Origin of the sequence: Paenibacillus qinlingensis (assembly GCF_013204845.1) — a bacterium.
GTDB classification, from domain to species: domain Bacteria; phylum Bacillota; class Bacilli; order Paenibacillales; family NBRC-103111; genus Paenibacillus_E; species Paenibacillus_E qinlingensis.
The window spans coordinates 64713-89313 of the sequence record NZ_JABMKY010000022.1 but is presented as its reverse complement, the minus strand read 5'-3'; the positions used below and the strand labels follow the sequence as shown (position 1 = coordinate 89313).

General features: G+C 49.4%; 18 protein-coding genes and 1 pseudogene. 16 read left to right on the top strand and 3 right to left on the bottom strand.

The window, feature by feature from the left end; all coding sequences use genetic code 11:
• The first annotated feature begins 20 nt into the window (after positions 1–20).
• The 4 genes from purM to purD all read left to right on the top strand — a co-directional run bounded on the left by purM (position 21) and on the right by purD (position 5079).
• Positions 21–1061 (top strand): phosphoribosylformylglycinamidine cyclo-ligase, encoded by a 1041-nt coding sequence (purM, locus tag HQN88_RS28865; RefSeq protein ID WP_173119042.1) that lies wholly within the window; start codon positions 21–23, stop codon positions 1059–1061.
• Entirely contained in the window at positions 1061–1672 is a 612-nt protein-coding gene (gene purN / locus HQN88_RS28860; protein WP_173119040.1) for a phosphoribosylglycinamide formyltransferase, read from the top strand. Before purM ends, purN begins: the two co-directional genes overlap by 1 nt.
• Positions 1673–2198: 526 nt before the next feature.
• Positions 2199–3746: a bifunctional phosphoribosylaminoimidazolecarboxamide formyltransferase/IMP cyclohydrolase gene (gene purH / locus HQN88_RS28855; RefSeq protein WP_173119038.1), complete on the top strand. Its 1548-nt coding sequence runs from the start codon at positions 2199–2201 to the stop codon at positions 3744–3746.
• 67 nt (positions 3747–3813) lie between these two features.
• Positions 3814–5079 carry a phosphoribosylamine--glycine ligase gene (purD, locus tag HQN88_RS28850; protein WP_173119036.1) on the top strand — a complete coding sequence of 422 codons (1266 nt, stop codon included), beginning with the start codon at positions 3814–3816 and terminating at the stop codon, positions 5077–5079.
• Positions 5080–5362: 283 nt separating this feature from the next.
• Here the strand turns inward: purD and HQN88_RS38195 are convergent, their stop codons facing one another.
• On the bottom strand, positions 5363–5491 hold the full coding sequence (locus HQN88_RS38195) for a hypothetical protein (RefSeq protein WP_274318906.1): 129 nt from the start codon (positions 5489–5491) through the stop codon (positions 5363–5365).
• 94 nt (positions 5492–5585) lie between these two features.
• Here HQN88_RS38195 and HQN88_RS28845 point away from each other — a divergent pair, with 94 nt between their 5' ends.
• Together HQN88_RS28845 and HQN88_RS28840 are read left to right on the top strand one after the other, a co-directional pair.
• Positions 5586–6503: an N-acetylmuramoyl-L-alanine amidase family protein gene (locus HQN88_RS28845; RefSeq protein WP_173119034.1), complete on the top strand. Its 918-nt coding sequence runs from the start codon at positions 5586–5588 to the stop codon at positions 6501–6503.
• A gap of 94 nt (positions 6504–6597) precedes the next feature.
• On the top strand, positions 6598–7395 hold the full coding sequence (locus HQN88_RS28840; protein ID WP_173119031.1) for a DODA-type extradiol aromatic ring-opening family dioxygenase: 798 nt from the start codon (positions 6598–6600) through the stop codon (positions 7393–7395).
• Positions 7396–7467: 72 nt separating this feature from the next.
• Here HQN88_RS28840 and HQN88_RS28835 read toward each other — a convergent pair whose 3' ends face one another.
• Positions 7468–7881 (bottom strand): thiol-disulfide oxidoreductase DCC family protein, encoded by a 414-nt coding sequence (locus HQN88_RS28835; RefSeq protein ID WP_173119029.1) that lies wholly within the window; start codon positions 7879–7881, stop codon positions 7468–7470.
• Positions 7882–8131: 250 nt separating this feature from the next.
• Between HQN88_RS28835 and HQN88_RS28830 the strand changes: the two are divergent.
• The 9 genes and pseudogenes from HQN88_RS28830 to HQN88_RS28795 all read left to right on the top strand — a co-directional run.
• A pseudogene (locus HQN88_RS28830) lies at positions 8132–9268 on the top strand (MBL fold metallo-hydrolase); the annotation flags it as partial.
• Positions 9242–9607 carry a rhodanese-like domain-containing protein gene (locus HQN88_RS37905; RefSeq protein ID WP_338118545.1) on the top strand — a complete coding sequence of 122 codons (366 nt, stop codon included), beginning with the start codon at positions 9242–9244 and terminating at the stop codon, positions 9605–9607. The pseudogene HQN88_RS28830 and the gene HQN88_RS37905, both read left to right, overlap by 27 nt.
• Positions 9608–9622: 15 nt before the next feature.
• Positions 9623–9847, top strand: a complete 225-nt coding sequence (locus HQN88_RS28825) for a sulfurtransferase TusA family protein (protein WP_173119025.1) — start codon at positions 9623–9625, stop codon at positions 9845–9847.
• A gap of 5 nt (positions 9848–9852) precedes the next feature.
• Positions 9853–10341, top strand: a complete 489-nt coding sequence (locus HQN88_RS28820) for a DsrE/DsrF/DrsH-like family protein (protein WP_173119023.1) — start codon at positions 9853–9855, stop codon at positions 10339–10341.
• A gap of 98 nt (positions 10342–10439) precedes the next feature.
• Positions 10440–10700: a metal-sensitive transcriptional regulator gene (locus tag HQN88_RS28815; protein WP_173119021.1), complete on the top strand. Its 261-nt coding sequence runs from the start codon at positions 10440–10442 to the stop codon at positions 10698–10700.
• A 27-nt stretch (positions 10701–10727) separates the two neighbouring features.
• Positions 10728–11129 (top strand): rhodanese-like domain-containing protein, encoded by a 402-nt coding sequence (locus tag HQN88_RS28810; protein ID WP_173119019.1) that lies wholly within the window; start codon positions 10728–10730, stop codon positions 11127–11129.
• 213 nt (positions 11130–11342) lie between these two features.
• Positions 11343–16964: a fibronectin type III domain-containing protein gene (locus HQN88_RS28805; RefSeq protein WP_173119017.1), complete on the top strand. Its 5622-nt coding sequence runs from the start codon at positions 11343–11345 to the stop codon at positions 16962–16964.
• Positions 16965–17128: 164 nt separating this feature from the next.
• A complete protein-coding gene (locus HQN88_RS28800; RefSeq protein ID WP_173119015.1) occupies positions 17129–18208 on the top strand; it encodes a DUF3048 domain-containing protein in 1080 nt (359 codons plus the stop codon).
• A 91-nt stretch (positions 18209–18299) separates the two neighbouring features.
• Positions 18300–19703 carry an ABC transporter substrate-binding protein gene (locus HQN88_RS28795; RefSeq protein WP_173119013.1) on the top strand — a complete coding sequence of 468 codons (1404 nt, stop codon included), beginning with the start codon at positions 18300–18302 and terminating at the stop codon, positions 19701–19703.
• A 1252-nt stretch (positions 19704–20955) separates the two neighbouring features.
• Here HQN88_RS28795 and HQN88_RS28790 read toward each other — a convergent pair.
• Positions 20956–23121, bottom strand: coding sequence for a helix-turn-helix domain-containing protein (locus HQN88_RS28790; protein ID WP_173119011.1), 2166 nt, complete (start codon positions 23119–23121; stop codon positions 20956–20958).
• 307 nt (positions 23122–23428) lie between these two features.
• Between HQN88_RS28790 and HQN88_RS28785 the strand changes: the two genes are divergently transcribed.
• Entirely contained in the window at positions 23429–24598 is a 1170-nt protein-coding gene (locus HQN88_RS28785) for a HupE/UreJ family protein (protein WP_173119009.1), read from the top strand.
• Positions 24599–24601 lie beyond the last annotated feature (3 nt).

Below are 24601 nucleotides of genomic sequence, written 5' to 3'. Positions count from 1 at the left end.
AAACTAAGGAGTGTTGGTCAGTGTCGGATGCTTATAAAAAGGCTGGCGTCGATATCGCGGCGGGGAACGAAGCAGTAGAACGGATGAAAAAGCACGTTAAACGGACATTCCGTCCTGAAGTGTTAACAGATCTCGGTGGCTTCGGCGGGCTGTTCAGCTTGAACAAAGACAAGTATGAGGAGCCTGTACTCGTATCGGGTACGGACGGCGTGGGCACGAAGCTGAAGATTGCTTTTGCCATGGATAAGCATGATACGATTGGGATCGACGCGGTTGCCATGTGTGTGAACGATATTATCGTTCAAGGCGCAGAGCCATTGTTTTTCCTCGACTATCTCGCTTGTGACAAAGTCATTCCAGAGAAAATTGAAGCGATTATTAAAGGGATCGCCGACGGTTGTGCGCAATCAGGTTGCTCACTAATCGGTGGTGAAACGGCGGAAATGCCGGGCATGTATGCTGAAGGGGAGTATGACATTGCTGGCTTTACGGTTGGAATCGTCGACAAGAAAAAGATTATCGACGGAACAACGATCCGTCCTGGAGATGTCGTGCTAGGGCTAGCTTCAAGCGGTGTGCACAGTAACGGGTTCTCGCTTGTGCGTAAGCTTTTGCTTGAAGATAACGGTTATACCCTTCAAGGGCATGTAGAAGAGCTTGGCGATAAGCTTGGTAACGTGTTGCTTGAACCAACGAAGCTGTATGTGAAGCCTGTCCTAGCTATGTTGGAAGACGTAGCGATCAAAGGTATGGCGCATATCACAGGCGGCGGTTTCATCGAAAATATCCCGCGCGTTCTGCCAGATGGCGTAAACGTGGATATCCAATACGGATCATGGCCGATCCTTCCGATTTTCTCCTTGATGCAGCGTGTAGGCAACATCACGAACAATGATATGTTCCGCACGTTCAACATGGGAATCGGGATGGTTGTCATTGTAGCGGCTGACGATGCTGAGAAAGCCATTGCTGCAGCGGAAGCGCAAGGCGAGAAAGCTTACCGTTTAGGTGTTGTTACTGAAGGCGAGCGTGTAGTTACGTTCCAAGGAGCTGACGTCTAATGCAGCCTTATCGCATTGCGGTTATGGCTTCAGGCAGCGGCTCGAATTTTCAGGCTATTGTGGATCAGGTACAGAAGGGGAAGCTTGATGTCAGCATCGAGCTTCTTGTCTGTGATCGCCCAAAGGCATTCGTTGTTGAGCGTGCCAAGGAAGCAAAGGTGCCTGTGTTTGCCTTCAACCCGAAGGAGTACGAAAGCCGCGAGGCGTATGAGACGCTGATCTTGAAAGAGCTGCAGGACCGCCAGGTTGATCTGGTCGTGATGGCAGGCTACATGCGGATTATTACGAATGTGCTGGTTGAGCCTTACTTTGGGCGGATGATTAACATTCATCCATCTTTGTTGCCATCGTTCCCCGGCGTCCGCGCTGTGGAACAGGCGGTTGAGTATGGCGTGAAGCAGACAGGCGTCACGGTGCATTTTGTTGATGGCGGGCTGGACTCCGGCCCGATCATTGCCCAGCGTGCCGTGGAGATCCACGAGCACGAGACGGCGGATTCGCTCACGGAGCGAATCCATGCGGCTGAGCACGTGCTGCTGCCGCAGGTTGTGCGGTGGCTGCGCGAGGGCCGCGTGAGCTTGGACGGCCGCAGGGTTAGCGTGCGGAAGTAGGGGGTTAGCGTAGCCTCCCGCGAAGCTGTAGCGGTGAAAAACACGCTTACAGCGTCGTGCCGAACCGAATAGTGCCGTTGACCGAGCTGTAGCGGTGAAAAACACGCTTACAGCGTCGTGCCGAACCGAATAGTGCCGTTGACCGAGCTGTAGCGGTGAAAAACGCGCTTACAGCGTCGTGCCGAGCCGAATAGTGCCGTTGACCGAGCTGTAGCGGTGAAAAACGCGCTTACAGCGTCGTGCCGAGCCGAATAGTGCCGTTGACCGAGCTGTAGCGGTGAAAAACGCGCTTGCAGCGTCGCGAAGAACTGAGCCGTTCAAGGGGAAGGTTTAATCCCCCGAGGGTTTAACTTGTCGCGTTCCTTCAACTGTTGCTTTTTAGGACAATCGTTGTTCGTCGAGGAACTTGGAGTAGCTGATGATCTGAAATCCCTCATTGAAGGATTCAATTTTGCACTCATTTTTATATTTTTTTCAGCCTTTTCACTCATTCACATACAATCCCATTCCCTAAGGAGGAAGCATAGTGGCAATCAAAAGAGCACTGATCTCCGTTTTCGATAAAACGGGCATCGTTGAATTCGCGAGCGAGCTGTCAAAGCTGGGCGTTGAGATCATTTCCACAGGTGGTACGCTTAGTTTGTTAAAGGATAAAGGGGTACCGGTTATCGGTATTTCGGAGGTTACAGGGTTCCCGGAAATCATGGACGGCCGTGTGAAAACACTTCACCCGAACGTGCATGGCGGACTTTTGGCTGTTCGTGACAACGAAGAGCACCAAGCGAGCATGAAAGAGCTTGGCCTGGAGTACATTGATCTTGTTGTCGTGAATTTGTATCCTTTTGCAGAGACGATTGCGAAGCCTGACGTGACTTACGAAGATGCGATCGAGAACATCGATATCGGTGGACCTACCATGCTTCGTTCCGCAGCGAAAAACCATGCTTTCGTTTCCGTTATCGTTGACACTAACGACTACGCGAAAGTTCTGGAAGAAGTGCAAGAGACTGGTGACACAACGCTGGCAACGCGTAAACGTCTTGCAGCAAAAGTGTTCCGTCACACAGGCGCTTACGATGCTTTGATTGGTGACTATTTGACTGGCCTCCAAGGCGAGCCTTACCCAGAGCGTTACACAGTAACGTATGAAAAAATGCAAGAGCTTCGCTACGGCGAGAACCCGCACCAAAGCGCAGCGTTTTACCGCACGCCGAATGCGGCTGCTGGCAACATCACAACGGCTGAACAATTACACGGTAAAGAATTATCGTACAACAATATTAATGACGCTAACACAGCGCTACAGATCGTAAAAGAGTTCAGCGAGCCTGCAGTTGTTGCCGTTAAGCACATGAACCCTTGCGGCGTAGGTATCGGTACGAATGTGCTTGAAGCTTACACGAAAGCGTACAATGCAGATCCGACTTCCATCTTCGGTGGGATCGTGGCTGCAAACCGTGCGATCGACGAAGCGACTGCACAATTGTTGCATGAGATCTTCTTGGAGATCGTTATCGCGCCAGATTTTACACCAGAAGCCCTTGAGATTCTGGCTAAAAAGAAAAACATCCGCTTACTCAAAGTAGCCGGTTTGGATACCATTGCTGGTCGTGAGTCCCAGCCCGTGATTACAACTGTTGAAGGCGGCATGCTAGTACAAGCTAGCGACGCTCGTCAACTGACAGAAGCTGATCTGAAAGTCGTTTCCGAGCGTCAACCGACAGCGGAAGAGATGAAGCAATTGCTTTTCGCATGGAAAGTCGTTAAGCACGTTAAATCTAACGCCATCGTACTTGTGGCTGACGATATGACTGTGGGCGTAGGTGCGGGTCAAATGAACCGTGTCGGCGCAGCGAAAATCGCGATCGAGCAAGCTGGCGACAAGTCGAAGGGTTCCGTCCTTTCGTCCGATGCGTTCTTCCCGATGGGCGATACACTCGAAATGGCAGCAAAAGCAGGCATCACAGCAGTGATTCAGCCAGGCGGCTCCATCAAAGACGAAGAATCTATTCGTGTAGCGAACGAAAATGGCATTGCAATGGTCATGACAGGCGTTCGTCACTTTAAACACTAAAACAATTGAGAATGCTCACGATTCGTAAGTGGACCGTGGGCATTCCCCATGAGAGGGGTTTCCAAAGATGCGTGTATTAGTTATTGGACGTGGCGGACGCGAGCATGCCATTGTATGGGCACTAAGCAAAAGCCCAAAAATCAGCAAACTGTTCTGCGCACCAGGAAACGGCGGGATTGCCGGTTTAGCGGAATGCGTGCCGATCACGGAGCTTCAATTCGAAGAGATCAGCTCATTTGCGAAGGAGCAAGCGATTGACTTGGTTATGGTTGCGCCTGATGATCCATTAGCGGCAGGTTTGGTCGATCATTTGGAGTCAAAAGGAATCGAAGCATTCGGCCCTCGCGCCAACGCAGCGATCATTGAAGGCAGCAAAGTGTTCATGAAGCAGCTGCTCAAAAAATACAGCATTCCTACGGCGACTTACGAGTCATTCGACGCGTATGAGCCGGCACTTGCTTACTTGCGCTCGCAAACGGCGCCAATCGTGATTAAAGCAGACGGCTTAGCCGCTGGTAAAGGTGTTACGGTTGCCCAAACGATGGAAGAAGCGGAAGCTGCGTTGAAAGACATCATGGTTGGGCAGGTTTTTGGGGCATCGGCAGGCGCGAGCGTCGTGATCGAGGAGTTCCTGACAGGACAAGAGATGTCCTTGTTGGCTTTCGTTGATGGTTCGACTGTGCGTTTGATGGTGCCTTCGCAGGATCATAAGCCGGTTTTTGATAACGATAAAGGACCGAACACAGGCGGAATGGGAACATACTCCCCACTTCCACATATTCCTGAGTCCATCGTGCAAGAAGCACTTGTGAACATCGTTCAGCCTACGGCTGATGCGATGGTGGCAGAAGGCCGTCCGTTCAAAGGCGTGCTGTATGCGGGTCTGATTTTGACGCCTAACGGTGTGAAAACAATTGAGTTCAACGCACGCTTCGGTGACCCGGAGACGCAGGTGATTTTGCCGCGATTGAAAACGGATTTGCTGGATATTTTCCTAGCGATCAACAACGGCACGTTGGCTGAGCAGTCGATCGAGTGGAGCGAACAAGCGGCAGTATGCGTGATCGTAGCTTCACCTGGTTACCCTGGACCGTATCCGAAAGGATTGCCGATTACTGGCTTAGATCAAGTGCAGGATGCGCTTGTGTTCCACGCGGGTACAGCAGTTGATGAGAACGGGCAAATCGTCACCAATGGTGGACGTGTGCTTGGTATCACGGGCCTTGGCAAGGACATCGTAGAAGCTCGTCAGAAGGCTTATGCGGACGCGGATCGGATTCATTTTGAAGGTAAGCATTACCGGACGGATATTGCGATGAAGGCATTGAAATAGATTGTAGGAACAACAAAACACAGTCCTCTTAGAAGCGAATACCCGATTGTGGGCGTGCGCGTGGGGGCTGTGTTTATTTCATGTCAGGGGGATTGGCGGGATAACTGGATTTCATGCAGCTGATTTGGTAGGAATCTCGCATTTTAGACGAATAGCTGGATTTCCTCCATCTAATTTAAGCAGTTTCAGCCTAATTGGGCAAAATGATCAGAAATAACTGTAGATTTTCCATCTAAGTCCGATAATAAGAGGGATGGCTGAGAAATAGCTGTAGGTTATCCAGTTACTTCTTATCCCAACCGCGAATATATTTACTCCTGTTCTTGTAGACGAAATAACACGCCAATAAAGCAAGAACAATTAATGAAATGGACAGCCAGTGATCAGTGAAATATTGCCAAAGTGCTTGCATAAAGAACCTCCCAAATGTGGAGAAGCATGGTAGGTTTAGTTTCGTGAATGAGGGCTGTTTTTATACAGAGCATAGATAAGAAGGGGAATTGCCGATGTTTGATAAAAGAATGCTGATACTCTCCACGATCATATCGCTGGTTGGGGTATTGGCTGGATGTGGAGATAAGCAGCCAGTACCTGTGGCGTTGCCTACAACGGAGGCTGTGCAAAGTGATTCGCCGCAGGCAACAGCAGCGCAGGCAACGGCTGCGCCCTTGGAGGTGAAAGCAACAGCTACGCCTTCGCCAACAGCGGCTCCGACACCTGTCGCAACGCCAGAAACGAAGCCAACACCAACGAAGACGCCAGCTCCAACCACGTTGCCGAGTGTCTCTAAGAGCAATAAGCTTGTGATGATCGACCCTGGACATCAACGGGTTGGTAATAACGCACCTGAGCAAGTCGGGCCAGATACGCGGGAAACGAAGGCTAAGGTCAGCTCCGGCACAGTTGGGGTACGTACGAAGAAACCAGAGTATGTACTCAATCTGGAGGTGTCCGTGTTGCTTAAAGCAGAGCTAGCTCGACGGGGAATCAACGTTACAATGACGCGCGAGACGCATGATGTGGATATTAGCAACAAGCAGCGTGCGGATATGGCGAATGAGGCAGGAGCGGCGCTGGTTGTACGGATTCATGCAGATGGTGACGCCTCGGCAAGTACGAAGGGGTTTTCGGTGCTGTATCCGTCAGCTGCGCAACCAGCTGTGAAGCCTATCGCAGCGGAAAGTAAGCAGGCCGCTAGTTTGCTCCTAGCCGGCTTGCAGCAAGCGACAGGCCAGAAGGGACGCGGGCTTTCGGCGCGAGATGATCTGAGCGGCTTCAATTGGTCGAAGGTACCCGTCGTGCTCGTGGAGATAGGGTTCATGACGAATCCGGAAGAGGACGAGCTCATGTCGGAAGCGGCGTATCAGCAGAAGCTTGCATTCGGGATCGCGGATGGGATTGAGCAGTTTGTGAACGGTAAGTGAGAGTTGTAACGGATCGCAACATGGTTTTATTTTCACAGATTCGAGAATAATGTAGATAATTGGCACTGATTAGGTTGTGAGAGGAGGTGTTGCTGTGCTGCCGGCATTTTTTATTGCGCATGGCTCACCGAGTTTGGCGATTGAGCAGCATGCGTATACGGAGTTTTTGCACAGACTTGTGATGTCGCTTCCAAAGCCAAAAGCTATCGTTGTGTTCAGTGCACACTGGGAAAGCGCTGTTCAGAAGATCAGCTCGGCTGTCGAGCCTGAGATGATGTACGATTTCTCAGGTTACCCCGAAGAACTTTATGACATTAACTATCCGGCCAAAGGAGATCTTACCTTAAGCCTTCATATCCAGCAGTTGTTTCAGCAAGAAGGCATACGCTGTGAGCTGAATGACAGGCGAGGCTTGGATCACGGAGCGTGGGCGCCGCTCTCCATTATGTATCCCCATGCGCAGATCCCGGTTGTGACACTTTCGGTTAACCCACGGTTAACACCTGAGGAGCATTACCGAATTGGTGCCGCTTTAAGCTCTTTGCGGGATGAGCAGGTGCTGATCATTGGCAGTGGCGGAACGGTTCACAATCTACGAAAGCTGGATGATAATAATCCAGTACCGCAACTGTGGGCCGTGGAGTTCGATGAGTGGCTAGAGGAGCAGCTCGAAACGTGGAACTTGGAGGCGCTGATTCGCTACGACGAGCGAGCGCCGCATGCGCGGGAGGCGGTGCCGACGCCGGAGCATTTTGTGCCATTGCTAGTCGCGATGGGAGCAGGAGATGCTACACGAAGCGCGAAGCTGTTGCACCATAGCTTCCAGATGGGCACCCTGAGCCTATGCTGCTGGATGTTCGGCAGTCTACGTATACGTAAGCAAGAGACATAAGTTCGTTGTTGTTCGAAGGCCTGCGAATGCTGCAGGTTTTTTTGTCGTTATGGTTGATGGCATGAGGCCGGATCAATCCAGAAACCGCCCCTTATGCTCCGGCTTCGGCAGCATGCAATGGTCAGTCTTGCCGAACCAGCGATAGCGGTTGCGTGCGACGAAGCTGTATCCGAGATTGCGGATCGGAGCTGGAATCACAATCGCCGCGTAGGCGAGTGGCCATGCACCTCGCAAGCGCCGTGCAATGCGCAAAGCAGCTGAGCTGCGCGTATAAGTGCGGCCGTTTTCAATCAGCACAATGGTGCTGAGTTGATCTAGCGGCAGCTTGTGCTCGGCGAGCAGGCGTTGTCCCGTCTCCGACTGAAGAGAAGCGAAGTGAAACACGCCCTTCGGGTCGTTTCGCAGGATGAATTGCACCGCGCTGCTGCAGAGCAGGCAAACCCCGTCGAACAAAATGACAGCGTGACGATCAATATGAATAGACATAGGTGTCTCCTTTGGTCCACACATTTGTTGGAGGAAGCTACTCCTAATTATACGACGTTCAGACGAATGAGCAACAGAGACGAGGCGGGGTTGACGAAAAGTGGATGAGGTTGTATAGTCTATAGATACCCATAGGGGTATGGGTAATTAGACGTGTATGGGTTATGTGTTAGATTCTTTTTTTGCTCATTTATATACCCTATAGGGTATCGGTTTTAGCGTAAAGATACTCACTAACGGAGGGATTACGATGGATCAAACCCAATTGCAAGGCATAGAAGCCGCTCAACTAGCTCTTAAAGTACTGAATCAGGAACCTATTTTTATTCTGGATGTTCGGAATGAAAGCGACTTTGCGGATTGGCGCGTGGAAGGCAAGGATGTTCAGACGCTGAACAAACCTTATTACGAACTGATCGATGGCGTGGATGATATTCTCGATACAATCCCGAGCGAACGAGAGGTGCTGGTCGTCTGTGCGAAAGAAGGATCTTCCATTTTCGTAGCGGAGCAATTGATCGAGGCAGGCAGGACCAACGTTTCGTACCTCATCGGTGGTATGAAGTCATGGAGTGAGCAGCTCACACCTGTGAAAATCGGAGATCTGAACGATGGCGGAGAGATTTATCAATTCATCCGTATAGGCAAGGGCTGCTTGTCTTACATGGTCCTTTCACAAGGAGAAGCCGCGGTGATTGATGCGGTTCGGATGACGGATGTATTTGAACAATTTGCCCAGGAAAAGAACGTAACGATTACACATACCCTTGATACCCATCTCCATGCGGATCATATATCAGGCGGGCGACAGCTGGCGGCGGCAACTAACGGTTCCTATTGGCTCCCAGCTAAGGATGCGACAGAGGTAGAATTCCATTACGAAAAGCTCGAAGAAGGCAACAATTTGATCATTGGCCAAACGGAAATCAGCATCCAGCCGATCTACTCGCCAGGCCATACCATCGGAAGCACATCATTCTTAATTGATGGTCAGTACTTGTTGTCGGGGGATATTTTATTCGTGAACTCCATTGGCCGGCCTGATCTAGCTGGTAAAGCAGAAGATTGGGTCTCCGATCTGAGAACAACGCTATATGAGCGTTATCGAGCACTATCCGAAGATTTGATCGTGCTTCCCGCCCATTTTGGCAAGGTGACAGAATTAGGTGAAGGTGGGCGCGTATCCGCGCGGCTTGGTGATTTGTTTAGGCAGAATCCAGGACTCCAAATCGAAGATGCAGCGGTATTTAGACGCATGGTTACGGAGAACTTGCCACCACAGCCGAATGCGTATGTGGAGATCAGACAGGCCAATATGGGCAAAATCCATCCGACACAGGAAGAGCAGCGGGAGATGGAGATAGGGCCGAATCGTTGTGCTGTTCATGATGGCGTATCAGATGCCCAGGAGAAATTCCCTTTTACCATCACGAATGATGAGATTGGAGCCAAGCTTGCTGCTGGGGAGAAACTTCATATCCTAGATGTCCGTGAGCCGGCTGAATTTGCTAGTGGTCATATGCCTGGTGCGATGTCGATGCCGCTTGGCGAGCTAGAGAAGAGACTGTCGCAGCTCGAAACGGATCGCACATATTATCTGATTTGCCGAACAGGAAGTCGCAGCGATAGAGCCTGCCATATCTTAGCGGAGCGAGGCTTTCCAAACATAAAAAACGTAACGCCTGGCATGTTGCAATGGACTTTTGATATCGAAACTAAAAATTAAATGGAGGTTATTAAGATGGTTAATATAATTGTGGATGCGAAAGGTTTGGCATGTCCGATGCCGATTGTGAAAGCCAAAAAAGGGATGGATACGCTGGAAGCAGGACAAATTATGGAGCTGTTGACGACGGATAAGGGATCGATGAAGGATTTTCAGGCATGGGTAGGCAAAACCAAACATGAGCTGTTGGAAGCGAAAGAAGATCAGGGTGTATTTACGTTTATCGTGAGGAAAGGATGAGCAGAATGGCGGATAGGGACACCAAGGAAAAAACAACGATTGTGCTCTTTAGCGGGGAACTGGACAAAGCGATTGCTGCTTTTATCATTGCAAATGGGGCGGCCGCCTATGATCACGAGGTTACGATTTTCTTCACCTTCTGGGGGCTCAACACACTGCGTAAAGATCAGAAAATAGCTGTAAAGAAAGGTTTTATCGAGCGAATGTTCGGTAAAATGATGCCACGCGGTGCAGATAAACTAGGTTTGTCCAAAATGAACTTCGGCGGCATGGGGCCGCAAATGATCAAGCATGTGATGAAAAAGCATAATGCACTTTCGCTTCCTCAATTGATTGAGCTAGCCCAAGAGCAAGGCATCCGTTTAGTCGCGTGCACGATGACGATGGATTTACTCGGGTTGCAGGAGGAGGAGCTGCTGGATGGGGTTGAACATGCGGGAGTTGCTGCTTATTTAGGCGATGCGACGGATGCGAAAGTGAACTTATTTATTTAGTTGGCGGGGCAGAATACCGGGACAGGATTTCATATTGTTTTCAACGGAAACATGGGCAATAATATACCTATACAGGTATAGGGAAGGGAAGGCTGTCTATGCAATACGATGATGATGTGAAAAAGCGTTTAAAACGCATGGAAGGCCAGATTCGTGGTATTTTACGGATGATGGAGGAAGAACAGGACTGTAAAGATGTCGTGAGTCAAATTTCTGCTGTCCGCAGCGCTGCCGATAAAGCGATCGCCACCATCGTGGCTGTCAACTTGGAGAACTGTATTAAAGAGGAACAGGAAGCGGGCAGAGACACAAGTAAGATCGTGAAGCAAGCTGTAGAATTGTTAGTTAAAAGCAGATAAAGACATGCTACAGGAAAGAGGCAGATTATGGATAGTAATATGATTTTCAATATCGTGGCACTCGGTTTTATCGTGTTTTTCTTCTATTCCCGGTTTGCAGGTGTCAAAGGGCTGCGCAATCTATCATCCGATCAATTTCAAGAGGCCATGGACAAGGACAAGCATGTTCTCATTGACGTGCGTGAGCCCGGTGAAGTGAAGCAAGGCTACATCCCAGGAGCGGTGAATATCCCATTGTCCTCGATGGGAAGAAGATTAAGCGAGATTCCGAAGGATCGTCCCATCTATTTGTATTGCCGAAGTGGCATGAGGAGTAAACAAGCTGCGAGAGTTCTTCGGAAAAATGGGTTCAGCGAGTTGTCCCATCTGAAGGGCGGTATGATGGCGTGGAAGGGCAGTTTGACGCAGCAAAGCAGCGGTGGGGCATAAAAAGGAATAGCATAGGGTAAAGCTGGCAGCGATAAATTCGTTGTCGGCTTTTTTTTTGCCAAAATAGATAAAATCGGATAACGATGTATAAATCGTCTCGTATCTTTGACGACCGGATTCGTCCTATATTTATCCATGTAATCCATCCATAAAGGGAAGTGAGTAACGAGTAGCGCAGTGGTTAGGCAAAATGAAATCGAGGAGGATATATTTATGAGGAAAACCGTTATATGGTTGTTACTTTGCACCATGTTGGTTGCATTGTTTCCAACGATGTCAACGCGCGTTCAGGCAGCAAGTTTTCTTAATGTGCTTAATCCCGGGTTCGAAGAAACAACGGTGAGTCAATCGAAACTGATACCGACGAATTGGACCACATCCTTATGGAGTAGAACGACACCCGTGGATACAAGCGTAACGACAGCCGTGTACAGCAGCGGGACAAAATCACTTTCAATTAGTGCAACGGATGCTGGAGCTGCTGGTTGGACATCCAAAGCGATTCCGGTTGACGGCAGTGCTCAAACGATCAAAACCACAGTGAAAGTGAAGAAGTCGGGAGATTATGCCGGCAATAATCCTTGGGTTTTTATCAGCTATGGAAATAGTGGTACTTTCCTGGGAATAAGCTCATCCAACATGACCACCGTAAGCAGCACAGAATGGACAGAGATCACGTTAACGGTCAACAGCAGTCAGTTTCCTGCGGGGACGAATATGCTCTGGTTGAACTTGGCGACATCGAAAGCAGGCAGTGCAAGCAACGCCGGAACACTCTATTACGACGATGTAACGATGGAACTGCTGGATATGGAGGCGCCAACAGCTCCAACTAATCTTGCCATTACGGGTCAAACGGCGACGAGTGTTACTCTTGCATGGAACGCCTCAACGGATAACGTTGGCATTCAAGGGTACGAAGTTTACAACGGTACAACGCTGATTGGATCCACGACAGGGTTAACGTATTCCGTAAGCGCTCTCAACGCGGGTACCAATTATACGTTTACTGTAAAAGGGAAAGATGCGGCGGGCAATCTATCTGTGTCCAGCAACGCTGTAAGTCTGAGCACGCCGATTGTAGTAAGCATCGCCAATCCTGGGTTTGAGATCACGACGCCAAGTGGAAATAAGCTTGTTCCTGTCAATTGGAATTCGAACTTATGGTCGCGAACGACGCCGGTGGATACAGGGGTAACGACGCTTGAGGCCAATAGCGGAACTAACGCCATGTATATCAGCGCAGTGGATGCAGGAGCCGCAGGTTGGGTATCCAAGACGATGACAATTGATAATAACATGCAAATCAAAGCGACGGTGAAGGTCAAGAAGTCGGCCGATTATGTCGGCAATGATCCGTGGGTTTTCTTCAGTTATGCGAAAAATGGATCCTTTCTTGGCACCGTAGTTGCGCCAAGTGTGGCACTGAGCAGTACGGAATGGAGAGAGATTTCAGTGACTTTGAATACGGCTACCCTGCCGACAGGCACGAATAACTTGCAGTTGAATCTAGCGACGCTGCGTGGCGGCAGTGCTAGCCAACAAGGGACGCTGTATTATGATGACGCTACGATTGAATTAATTCCAGACACGGCAGCGCCAAGCGCGCCAACGAATCTCCACGCCGTAGGTCAGACGGCAGGAAGTGTTGATTTGGCTTGGAACGCCTCGACCGATAATATCGGGGTGACGGGTTACAATATTTATAAAGACACGGCGTTGGTGGGGACTGTGACTGGTTTAACTTTTACGGCAAGTGGCCTGATCGCAGCCAATAGTTATACGTTTACGGTGAAAGCCTTCGATGCTGCGGGGAATGTGTCCCCAGCAAGTCAGGCCTTTGTGACTAACGATACGCAGCCGCCGACAGTGCCAACTAACTTAACGGCATCCGACATTAAGATGAAGAGTATCACGCTCACCTGGGACCCGTCAACCGACAATGGGGGCGTAACAGGCTACGAGATTAACGATGGTACGAAGCTAGTAGCAACCGTCACCGGGGTGACCTATACGGTTACAGGCCTCGAAGCCTATAGTGGATATGCGTTTACGGTGAAAGCGAGAGATGGTTCGGGCAATGCATCGTCTGCGAGCAATGCTGTCAATGTGCTTACGTCGAGCTATTATGATGTAGCGAATCCTGGTTTCGAAGAAACGAAGACAAGCGGAATGAAACTTGTTCCTGTTAGTTGGAGTTCTACCTCATGGAGCGGGGCAAGCGGAGTCGATATGGGCAGTACTTCGGCAACGGTCAATAGCGGTTCGAACGCGGTATATATCAACTCGACAAGTACGGGAGCAGCAGGGTTTTCATCCAAAATGATCCCGATTGACAGCGGAATGCAAACCATTAAGATTTCGGTAAAAGCCAAGAAATCGGCTGAATATGCAGGGAATGGCTCTTGGGTGTTCATCAGCTACTTTAAGGATGGTACCTTCCTCGGCACGGCTGAGGCTAACACGCCAACTTTGAGCAGCACGGTGTGGACGGATATTTCATTTACGATAGATAATAGTCAGTTTCCGGTAGGAACGAATCAAGTTCAGTTGAATGTAGCGACAACGAAATTAAAGGACGTCCCGAATACAGGAACAATTTATTACGACGACGTCAGCATGCAGTCCGTTGAATATTTCCCGCTGAAGGCAGAAGCTTATGCAAACTGGTGGAAGATCGGCCAGAATGTGGTGTTCAAGGCGGTCCCAGATCAGTTGCCCCTTTCCGTGCAAACGTTGACGGGGACGGTTTATGATACGGATAACCAGGTTGTTGGGCAAGTTACGGTAGATCGATCAACGTTACTGACAACGGGATGGAGTTGGACACCTAGCCACGAAGGGTACTACGAAATCGCCTTTGACTATACGAAACAAGGGATTACGGGAACGCTTCCGCTCCAACAATCGTACCGGATCTTTTCTAATCCGAAGAAAACGGCAGCAGAATTTGTACGTAATCGAACGTCCGTGGCTGTCGTAGAAAGTCAGTCCATAAGCAAAGCGGATCGTAATCCGCTGTTTGGATTCAGTAATGGTTTTAGTGATTTAAGGGCGATAGAACTCGCAGATTTAATTGGTTTTGACTTTGCGAGAATTCATACGATCCCATGGGGAGGGCAATTCGGCGATACGAACATGGCCATTGAAAAGAGTCGTGGTGTGTTTAATTGGGCAGGACTTGATGAACATGTCAATAAATTGCAAAGCGTTGGCATGGACATCATCGGCAACATTGTATTTACACCGAAGTGGGCATCTTCCTCGGAAGATACAACCATTTATATCGGCGTTCCTGGTTATGCTGCTTATGCCCCAACCGACATGAATGATTTTGCTAATTTCCTGCGGGCGCTTGTCGCGCGGTATGGCGATCGGATTTCCACATGGGAAATATGGAATGAACCTCATTTGAAAGGCGGAAGTATTTTCTGGCATGATACACCAGAGAAGTTCGTGGAGTTACTACGTACGGGTTATGAGACGATTAAAAGTGTTCAGCCGAATTCCGAGATTTGGATCGGAGGCATGGGAGGCCATCGCTATTTGCCTTTCTATAATGAATTGCTGCGTCTTGGCGGAGCTAATTATTTTGATAAGTTGGCGCTTCATGGGAAGCTACCGGATCCCAAAGAGTACCAAGCTTATGATCAAAGGTACAATGTACCTTCAAAGACGTGGGTGTCTTCGGAGAGCCATGCAGGGCTCATCAATGCTTCGGAAACAACATCTATCCAATCAGAGCCGGTAATTGCAAGAAAGATGCTGTACGACTATATGTACCAGATGAAGAATGGGGTCGAACAAATCGCTTACTTTGACATGGTTAATAATACGGAAATCGAAGCGATCCCATTCGCCAATGCCGAAGGTTGGTTTACGGAATCCTCTGGATTATTCCGTAAGAAACCGAAGCTTGAACCAAGACTCGGTTCTGTGGTCATGCATCGATTTATCGAGACATTGGGGAATGATATTGTCTACAAAGGTGAGTATGCGCTAAGCGGAAATCAGAAAGCCGTCTATTTCGAAAGTGAAGGATCGCCGATTCTCGTCGTATGGTCCGAGGATGAGAATGCGGGTGCAATTGCTCCAGCACTTGCCAGTGCTTTTACAAGCAACACTGTCGTTCGCGATTGGACCGGCGGTACAGAGGCAGCAGATCCTACGCTGCAAGTGAAACCGAACAAAATGTATTACATCAGTAACGTGAATGCCTCTTATCTTGCTGGATTGACTTCGACGCAAGATGTCCTATTGTCTGACTATGAAAAAGCCGAACAAAACACCAATGTTCCCATCGCAGCTGGCAGTAAGAGCAATTTGTTTGACCGTACCACAGGTGCGTTGAGCACGGATATCCATTGGATTAACGACAATTGGGAATTCAAAAGCTTGACTTCCGAACAACCCACAGGGTTTGCAGCTCGAGCTGCCGTGGGGGCAGCCAATGATGGATTCGATCTCGTCATAGAAGTATCGGACGCCACCTTCGTACCTAACGATTCCAAAGGTAATTATTATATCGGTGACAGTATTCAATTTGGCCTTGATACATCAGGCGTCGGCATGGTCGGGGCGCAAGTGGAATTCCAAGCCGCATTGACGGCTAACGGTCCTGTCGTCTACAAGGGGACTGCGCCTTATATTGGCGGAGATTTGCCATCCAACTGGACGCCAGCGGGTCAGTTCGTTCAGAACGGAAGCATGCTCGTCGACAGTTCCCAAAGCGGCAAGAAAATCTATAAGGTTCATCTTGCTTGGTCAGAACTATATCCCTACATGCTAGATACGACGAAACCAATCTTTGTCTCGCTGCTTGTCAATAATAACAATGGCAACGGTCGACTCGGATATTTGGAGTGGGCTAGTGGGATTGGCGGTACGAAAAACGTAAGTCAATACGGTAAAATCGTGTTGCAGGATCCGCCACCCGTGGATGATGAGGTACGTGTCCAATTTAAAAACAGCAGCGGAAATGCTATCAGTGGCGGTGTCGTATCCTACTATGACGAGGGATGGAAAGAGTTCGGCGTCACGAATGCTTCTGGAATCGTAAGCAAGTCGTTGCCGGATAAAGCGTATACGTTTGCTATGACCTATGAAGGCACGTATACAGAGAAAGTTCAAAACACAGGAACAGATCCCGTGGTCGCCTTTCAGACCGTTAATGTGAAGGTGCAGTTAAAGGATAGTCTCGGCAATCCGCTGAATAGTGGTGCGGCGAGTTATTATGCAGGGAGTTGGCGGACCTTCGGGAACATAGCTGGCGGGGAAATTCGTAAGGAATTGCTACCGGGCTCGTATACCTTTTCCATGAATTACGAGGGAACGATCAAGGAAAAGGTGCAAAATATCGGAGCAGACCCTGTGGTTATTTTCCAGACGGTTAGCGCGAATGTACAGTTGAAGGATAGTCTGGGTAATCCGCTGGATGGAGGTGCCGTTAGCTACTACGCAGGGAGTTGGCGGACCTTCGGTACTACGGTTGGCGGCGAGATTCACAAGGAATTGCTGCCTGGCTCTTATACCTTTTCAATGACTTATGAGGGAGGGATTAAGGAAAAGCTGCAAAACATCGGAGCCGACCCCGTGGTTACCTTCCAGACGGTCAACGTGAATGTTCAGTTAAAAGATAGTCTGGGTAATCCGCTTAATGGTGGTGCTGTTAGTTATTATGCAGGGAGTTGGCGGACCTTCGGTACTACGGTTGGCGGCGAGATTCACAAGGAGCTACTTCCTGGCGTTTATACGTTCGGCCTGTCCTATGGTGGCGTGTATAAGGAAATTGTAGGGAACACCTCGTTGAACCCGGCTGTAAGTTTCCAAATGTGATTATGAAAAACTGGACCACGCGAAAGCGTAGGTTCAGTTTTTTGCTTGGTGGTTAATTTTAGATATAGACGAACTCGAGTCACTCTGCTAGCTTCTATTCCCTAACTATCTAGCATATACTTCTCAGAGATCGATAGTCCACGAGAAGAAGAGGTGCAGCCCCTTTGAAAACACTTCCGTTAATCCGTAAAAGAACACTTAGCACATGGCTCATACTTGGATGCTCTGTCCTGACCTTTGCTGGTTGTAGTGATGCGACTCCTGTGATATCAACGGCCACCCCGGAAACCGTCCCCGTGACGACTACGGTCAGCCCAACGTCTGCGACGCAGCCTACTCCAACGGTGGAAGCGCAGCTCCCTTTCAAATTCCCGTTAACGGGCTTGCCAGCCGATCACGAAGTGAAGACCCGTCCTTATATGGTTATGGTCGAAAATGCGCCGCAAGCCCGGCCTCAAACCGGCCTCGATCAGGCTGACATCGTCTATGAAATCCTTGCCGAGGGCGAAATCACTAGATTCGTCTCGGTGTTCCAGAGCCAAGCTGCTGAAGCGATCGGTCCCGTGCGCAGCATTCGCCCTTATTTTGTAGAGATCGGGGATGCGCTGGATGCTATTATTGTACATGCTGGCTGGAGCCAGGATGCGATGGATATGATGGCAGGCCGCAATCTGGCCCATCTTGATGAGGTCTATGGCGATGGCGCCTACTATTGGCGCTCGACGGAACGCAAGGCACCGCACAATCTCTATACCTCTGTGGATAAAATGAAAAAAGGTGCCGAGGCGCGCAAGTTCCGCACCGAGTGGAACGGGCCTTTGCTCACATTCGCCAAGGCAGGACAAGGCAAACTTGCGGGCGCAGCCGTTCATTATATTCAAATTCCTTATCTCATGGGGTATTTTGCTTCGTATGATTATGATGCTGCCAAGGGTGTTTATATGCGTTCGATGGAAGGGAAACAGCATCTCGACAAGGAAACGGGCAAGCAGCTGCAGACCAAGAACCTGCTTGTCTTAGAGAGCAAGCATCAGATCATCGACAAAGAAGGGCGCCGGATTGTAGATGTCTTCGGGCCGAACAAGGGGATGATCTTCCAAGAGGGCATGTCCCAAGCGATCACGTGGGAACGCAAGAACGGTATGCTCCGCGCCTATGCCAGCGATGGCAAGGAAGTGCCGTTGCTGCCAGGCAACACGTGGGTGCAGATCGTGCCGGAGGGGACGAAACTGAAGGTGGAGTAGTCATGTTTAATATGTTTAACAATCCCTTTACATTCCCTTAATCACAGGCAAACATTGAGATCCTATGATTACAAGTCATAGGAGGGATAAGATGAAGCTATTTCAACGTAAAATTTCGATCCCCGCTTATTTCATCATCCTTGTGCTGGTGTTCGGCCTATTAGGCGTGTATTCGGTGTGGGGGCAACAAAATGTGGTGAAAGGCACGGTGGCAGGGAATGCCGCTCAAGCTGCTGAAATTGGTGGCGTTGAACCATTGGTTAATGGCGTTAAGAAAGTTGTCTGGTGGCACTCCATGAGCGGCGAGAACGGTCAAGTGGTGGACAGGCTCGTAACAAGCTTCAATGCTGCACATAAGGATATTAAGGTGGAGGCTGTCTTTCAGGGCTCCTACTTCGATAGTTTAACCAAGTTGAAAGCGTCCATTGGTTCCAATTTGGGACCAACCATGATGCAGGTGTACGATATCGGTACGCGATACATGATTGATTCTAAGGCGATCACGCCGATTCAGAGCTTCGTAGATAAGGACAAGTATGATGTGTCCCAAATGGACGAAGCCATACTCAATTATTATCGGGTGGCGAATACATTGTATTCTATGCCTTTTAACACATCTAATCCGATTCTGTATTACAACAAAGATCTGTTCAAAGCAGCAGGATTAAACCCAGATAAACCACCAGTTCTCTATACAGACCTTGCGCAAGTGGCGAAAAAGGTAACAAAAGACGGTGTGGCCGGTGCTTATTTCGGCACGCACAGTTGGTACATGGAACAGCTTATTGCCAATCAGGGCGCTGAGCTGGTCAACTTGGGCAACGGTCGCGATGGCATAGCAACGGAGTGGCAGTTGAATGGTGAAGCGGGCGTCAAGGCGCTTACTTGGTGGAAGGGGTTAATTGACAGCAAGGCTGCCATTCACTCAGCGGGTAAGAGCGATGAATCCAAGAAGATGTTCGCCGAAGGGAAGGTTGCTATGATCTTCGATACAACGGCAGGACTGCGAGATATTCTTGATTCCGTAGATGGCAAGTTCGAAGTTGGAACGGGCTTCTTCCCCAAGCCAGCCGATGACGTTGGCGGTGTGGTGGTAAGCGGGGCAAGCAACTGGATCCTGAACAACAAGTCGGATGCGGAGCAGCAGGCGGCATGGGCATTCATGAAGTATTTGTCCGAACCTGAGCAGCAGGCGTTCTTCCATGTCAACACAGGCTATTTCCCCATTACAGAGAAGGCGTATGAGCTGCCGATCGTACAAGACAATATGAAACAGTTTCCACAGTTCAAGACGGCCATTGATCAGCATAACGCTGCCAAGCAGAATCAAGCGACACAAGGTGGGGTTCTGGGGGTCTATCCAGAAGCGAGAAAGCTGACGGAGAATGCCATCGGGCAGGCATTAAGCGGGCAGAAAACGCCGCAGGAAGCACTCGATGCAGCTGCCTTGGAAATTAACGCTAAAATCGATGCGTATAATAAGACGTTGAAATGAAGTCATGGAGGCCGGGTGAGAACCGGCTTCATTGGGGTTTTCCCATCCGTGCTACAGTGCGCTACACAAAAGAACCTGAGGCAGAGCCTCGGGTTCTTTCTCACTATATTAAAGAGTATAAGTTTCTGGGCACCATAAACTGCTTTCATATTGGTGTTAAAACCTTAGGTACCTCCGTCGTCCGACGGACGCTAGCGCACAAATATTGTGCGCTAGGGAAGTACCTCCGTCGTCCGACGGACGCTAGCGCACAAATATTGTGCGGAAGGGAAGTACCTCCGTCGTCCGACGGACGCTAGCGCACAAATCATGTGCGCAAGGGAGGTGCCTCCGTCGTCCGACGGACGCTAGCGCACAAATATTGTGCGCAAGGGAGGTACCTCCGTCGTCCGACGGACGCTAGCGCACAAATCATGTGCGCAAGGGAGGTACCTCCGTCGTCCGACGGAAGCTAGCGCACAAATATTGTGCGCAAGGGAGGTACCTCCGTCGTCCGACGGATGCTAGCGCACAAATATTGTGCGCAAGGGTGGTACCTCCGTCGTCCGACGGACGCTAGCGCACAAATCATGTGCGCAAGGGAGGTACCTCCGTCGTCCGACGGACGCTAGCGCACAAATATTGTGCGCAAGGGAGGTACCTCCGTCGTCCGACGGATGCTAGCGCACAAATATTGTGCGCAAGGGTGGTACCTCCGTCGTCCGACGGATGCTAGCGCACAAATATTGTGCGCAAGGGAGGTACCTCCGTCGTCCGACGGACGCTAGCGCACAAATCATGTGCGCAAGGGGGGTACCTCCGTCGTCCGACGGACGCTAGCGCACAAATCATGTGCGCAAGGGGGGTACCTCCGTCGTCCGACGGATGCTAGCGCACAAATATTGTGCGCAAGGGAGGTACTTCCGTCGTCCGACGGATGCTAGCGCACAAATATTGTGGGCAAGGGTGGTACCTCCGTCGTTCGACGGATGCTAGCGCACAAATCATGTGCGCAAGAGAGGTACCTCCGTCGTCCGACGGACGCTAGCGCACAAATATTGTACGCAAGGGGGGGACCTCCGTCGTCCGACGGACGCTAGCGCACAAATATTGTGCGCAAGGGTGGTACCTCCGTCGTTCGACGGACGCTAGCGCACAAATATTGTGCGCAAGGGAGGTACCTCCGTCGTCCGACGGACGCTAGCGCACAAATATTGTGCGCAAGGGAGGTACCTCCGTCGTTCGACCCCTGAGGCAAAGCCTCAGGTTCTTTTCATGCTCTTTTATCCAGCAAATGTGTCCTACGGTACTCGCCAGGCGAAGAGCCTGTGCGGCTCTTGAACATGCGATTAAACGAAGAGATGTTACGGTAGCCGACTTGAATGCCAATGTCTTGAATGTTCGAGTCGGTAAGGACCAGGAGCTCTTGTGCGTAACCTACGCGTCGATCATGCAAATGTTCCATGAAATTGGCTCCGGTTTTCTCTTTGATATACGTAGAGAGGTAGGAACTGCTCAGGGTGAGTTGATCAGCGAGAACATCGAGTGAAAGATCCTCCGCATACTGATCCTTTATGACGTTAAGCACATGATCAATGATGGGATCATTGGTCTCCTTTTTCTCACGGATGAGCTGAGTGACGATTCGGAAATACGTTTCAAATGTTCTCTTATACTCGTCCAACGTACAGCATTCCTCTAATTGAAGCAGGATGGACCTCAGCTGTAAGGTATCGTCAGTGAGAACTTTGTAATGGTCTAGTACCATTTTGGCCTTATCGGTTACAGCAAGCACCATGTGCTTAAACATATCCACAGAAGCTTCCTTCTGGTCAAGATCATCCAACCACGGAAGGAAGAGATCCAGCGTTTCCTGTTCTTTGCCCGATTTCAGTGCTGTGGTCAATTCTTGCTCCTGTGTGAGTGTAAGGAAGTACGTAGCGCGATCTGAACGATACTCAACGACAATTTGGGTTTCATCCAGTAAACGGGCTTGCGCAGCTAATTCATTCACCTGTCGGTAGGCGTGACCGAACTGCAGAGAATGCTCGAATGCCGAACTGATGGCCGCAGTCACTAGGCAGTATTGACGGTCTTCGTTTAGAACATGCTTCAACTCTTCGAGCATCCCAAGGATACGTTCACGTTCATTGCCCGGGAACACGGTTAGGAACTGATGATGTTCCATCTGCAGTGTATGGGAATCAGGAAACCGATCATTGGTTACACGTTTGAGCTGCTCACCGATCGTTTGCGAGATGTGTTCTCTGCTCATTGGGACTTCTATAAAAGCGGGCGAGCGGAAGCGCAGCTCGTACAGCACGATAGTGTAAGTTCCCTCGGTGCCTTGAATATGCTGCCATTCATCAGGGTCAGGATGGATATTCTTCAGCTTATTCATGAAATGATAGTTGATTAACTCCGATTGTTGATCCTGCAGCTCCTGTTGAATTTCGCCTTTTTCTTGAATCAATTGGCGGACGGGTCTATGGATTCGTTTGCTGAAAAAGACAGAGACGATGAAGGCGATGGCAATAGAAACACCCAACAGAATCATCATGAGATTGTCTAAACGAAGGATTCTGGATGTGAATTCGGGACTCGTCATTTTCATGACGTAACGTAAACCGTCTTCATCTTGGTATTCAATAGCAACCGGATCTTGGAGCTGGTTGGAATCCTTATCTGTTTTATCTGCCTTATTTGCCTTATCTGTCTCATTTGTCGTATTAGTCGCATAAATAATGGTTTGATTCGGTCCTAATATCGTGATGTCCATATCGGAATATTCCTTCAGAATCGCGTCACGCAAGCGGTTGCCGTCGATCATCGCAATCATCATATTGTCAGCAAGAGCAGGCTTAATGGAATAAGGAATTAACATTCTTCCCGATGATTCTCCTGATGATGATGGGCTCCCAAATACAGCCGCCGGATGAAGCACATAATTGTCACTGCGATCAAACTGTGATTGCCAGTAAGAGAGCGGATATAGGGAGCTTTGGTAGATGCTGCTGAATAAATCGGCCGTTGTGCCAGGACCGAGCTTGCTCAAAGCTAGATTCGTGGATCGGAACATAAGGATTAAATTATCGACATAAAGCTCCGAATCACTGGCGATGCTCTGCATGTCCAGCACAATAGGACGGGTAGAAAGGGACTCGGGATCCTTCTTTAAAATAACTTGATTGTTAAGTGTAATGACCGTCTTTTCTGTAAATTGCTTATACAAAGCTTCTCGCACTTTATCCAATTGAAATTGATAACGCTCAGCCACTTTCTGCAGGGTAAGACGATTCTGTGCCATCATCTCGCTGCGGAGGTGGTTTTTGACGAGCCAAAAAATCAAGAGATTAAACGAGCAGAAGATGAGAATCAAGATCATAAAGCTGGCTAGGATGTTTCGAAATAGGGATCTCTGTATGGAGAAAAGTTTCATAAGTCGCAGGCTCCTTCTGATTGTTCCGCTGCCATGCTTCCGGCGAGTTATATACCTCAATTGTAGATGAAATCTAGCATGAAGGGTATGGGCTTTTTATTGGAAGCTGGGCACTTTTATGTATTTTTCGCTTTATAAAAGCTTAAAAGAAGAATCGTAACAATCGCGCAGGAACGCAAATCATGTGTATAGGCAAGCTGTGGGGGGCTGGATATGATAGGCATGTAACAACGGAAGCTCATAGGAAGGAGAGCCAAGTATGGCGGTAAAAAAGTAAGTGCAAATGAATCAATAAGGGGAAGAACACATGCGCAGTAGAACAGAGTTGAACATTAGGAAGAGCTTCTTCGTGTTCGTTTTGGCGGTCATCGTTAGCATAAGTGTAGCTAGTACGGTAGGAGCGCATGCTTCTTCGAGCGGTTACTCCGATATACAAGTAGGCTCAGATACGATGCAGTATCATCTATCTTTAGTCGAACACGACCTTCTACAAATCTTTCCTGACAAGGCAGATGGCGGAGACAAGATAAGTGATAAACAATTATCAGCCTCCTTGGAAGCATTAACAAAGCTGGTGGATGACGGCATTATTGTGACGGGGGATGGCAAGGTCGGAACGGCGGTCGTTGTTAGCGCTAAGCATGAGAAGCGCGCCAGCATGGATATGATTGGCATTGATATCCGGTATAAATTCGCCGCTCCAGTGAAGCAGTATCTCGTGCAATATAACTTCTTCTGGTACAGCGGGGTTGATCCAGCCCATAGCAACTATGCCACGATTCAAGTGGGGGGCCAGACGATTCAGCAAGTACTCGGCAGTCAGAATTATATTGTGCAGATCCAAGGTCCTGGGGCTGGGGCAGGTAATCCGACCATGGCGTCAGCGCCAGGGAGTAAGCCTGCGGTCGATATTACTGCTGCTAATTCTTGGCAGAATACGCTAAAGACTTATGTCCTTATGGGGATGGAGCATATCTGGTCAGGGCTTGATCACATGCTGTTTCTATTCGGGTTGCTGCTGGCTTCTGAACAAAAAGTGTCCAAAATTGTGAAGTTGATTACGGCTTTTACGGTAGGTCATTGCATCACGCTGGTCCTATCCTCGCTGGAGATCGCCTATCTGTCACCCAAAATTGTTGAGCCTTTAATTGCGCTTAGCATTTTGTATATTGCCTTTGAAAACATATGGAAGAAAAAAGAAAGCGCACGTGTAACGGTGACCATGCTGTTTGGGTTAATCCACGGCTTTGGATTCGCTGAAGTGCTGCGAGGCACACTGTCTGGGCAAATGGCGCTGCCGTTATTCTCCTTTAATCTAGGCGTCGAAATTGGACAGCTTGTCGTCGTAGCGATTGTAATTCCAGTTCTTCTGTTGCTTCGCCGCGTGCCGCTCAAAATCAATTGGAATTTATATGCTTCAGGCATCATTGGCGTATTCGGACTGTACTGGTTGATTGAGCGAATTATTTCCCAATAGATA

Excerpts from the sequence above, each read along its gene's own strand:
- HQN88_RS28815 (WP_173119021.1), top strand. The coding sequence starts at position 10,440 with ATGCAATACGATGATGATGTGAAAAAGCGTTTAAAACGCATGGAAGGC.
- HQN88_RS28790 (WP_173119011.1), bottom strand. The coding sequence starts at position 23,121 with ATGAAACTTTTCTCCATACAGAGATCCCTATTTCGAAACATCCTAGCC.
- purN (WP_173119040.1), top strand. The coding sequence starts at position 1,061 with ATGCAGCCTTATCGCATTGCGGTTATGGCTTCAGGCAGCGGCTCGAAT.
- HQN88_RS28825 (WP_173119025.1), top strand. The coding sequence starts at position 9,623 with ATGGTTAATATAATTGTGGATGCGAAAGGTTTGGCATGTCCGATGCCG.
- HQN88_RS28835 (WP_173119029.1), bottom strand. The coding sequence starts at position 7,881 with ATGTCTATTCATATTGATCGTCACGCTGTCATTTTGTTCGACGGGGTT.
- HQN88_RS28845 (WP_173119034.1), top strand. The coding sequence starts at position 5,586 with ATGTTTGATAAAAGAATGCTGATACTCTCCACGATCATATCGCTGGTT.
- HQN88_RS28805 (WP_173119017.1), top strand. The coding sequence starts at position 11,343 with ATGAGGAAAACCGTTATATGGTTGTTACTTTGCACCATGTTGGTTGCA.
- purD (WP_173119036.1), top strand. The coding sequence starts at position 3,814 with ATGCGTGTATTAGTTATTGGACGTGGCGGACGCGAGCATGCCATTGTA.
- HQN88_RS28820 (WP_173119023.1), top strand. The coding sequence starts at position 9,853 with ATGGCGGATAGGGACACCAAGGAAAAAACAACGATTGTGCTCTTTAGC.
- HQN88_RS28810 (WP_173119019.1), top strand. The coding sequence starts at position 10,728 with ATGGATAGTAATATGATTTTCAATATCGTGGCACTCGGTTTTATCGTG.
- HQN88_RS38195 (WP_274318906.1), bottom strand. The coding sequence starts at position 5,491 with ATGCAAGCACTTTGGCAATATTTCACTGATCACTGGCTGTCCATTTCA.
- HQN88_RS28795 (WP_173119013.1), top strand. The coding sequence starts at position 18,300 with ATGAAGCTATTTCAACGTAAAATTTCGATCCCCGCTTATTTCATCATC.
- HQN88_RS28785 (WP_173119009.1), top strand. The coding sequence starts at position 23,429 with ATGCGCAGTAGAACAGAGTTGAACATTAGGAAGAGCTTCTTCGTGTTC.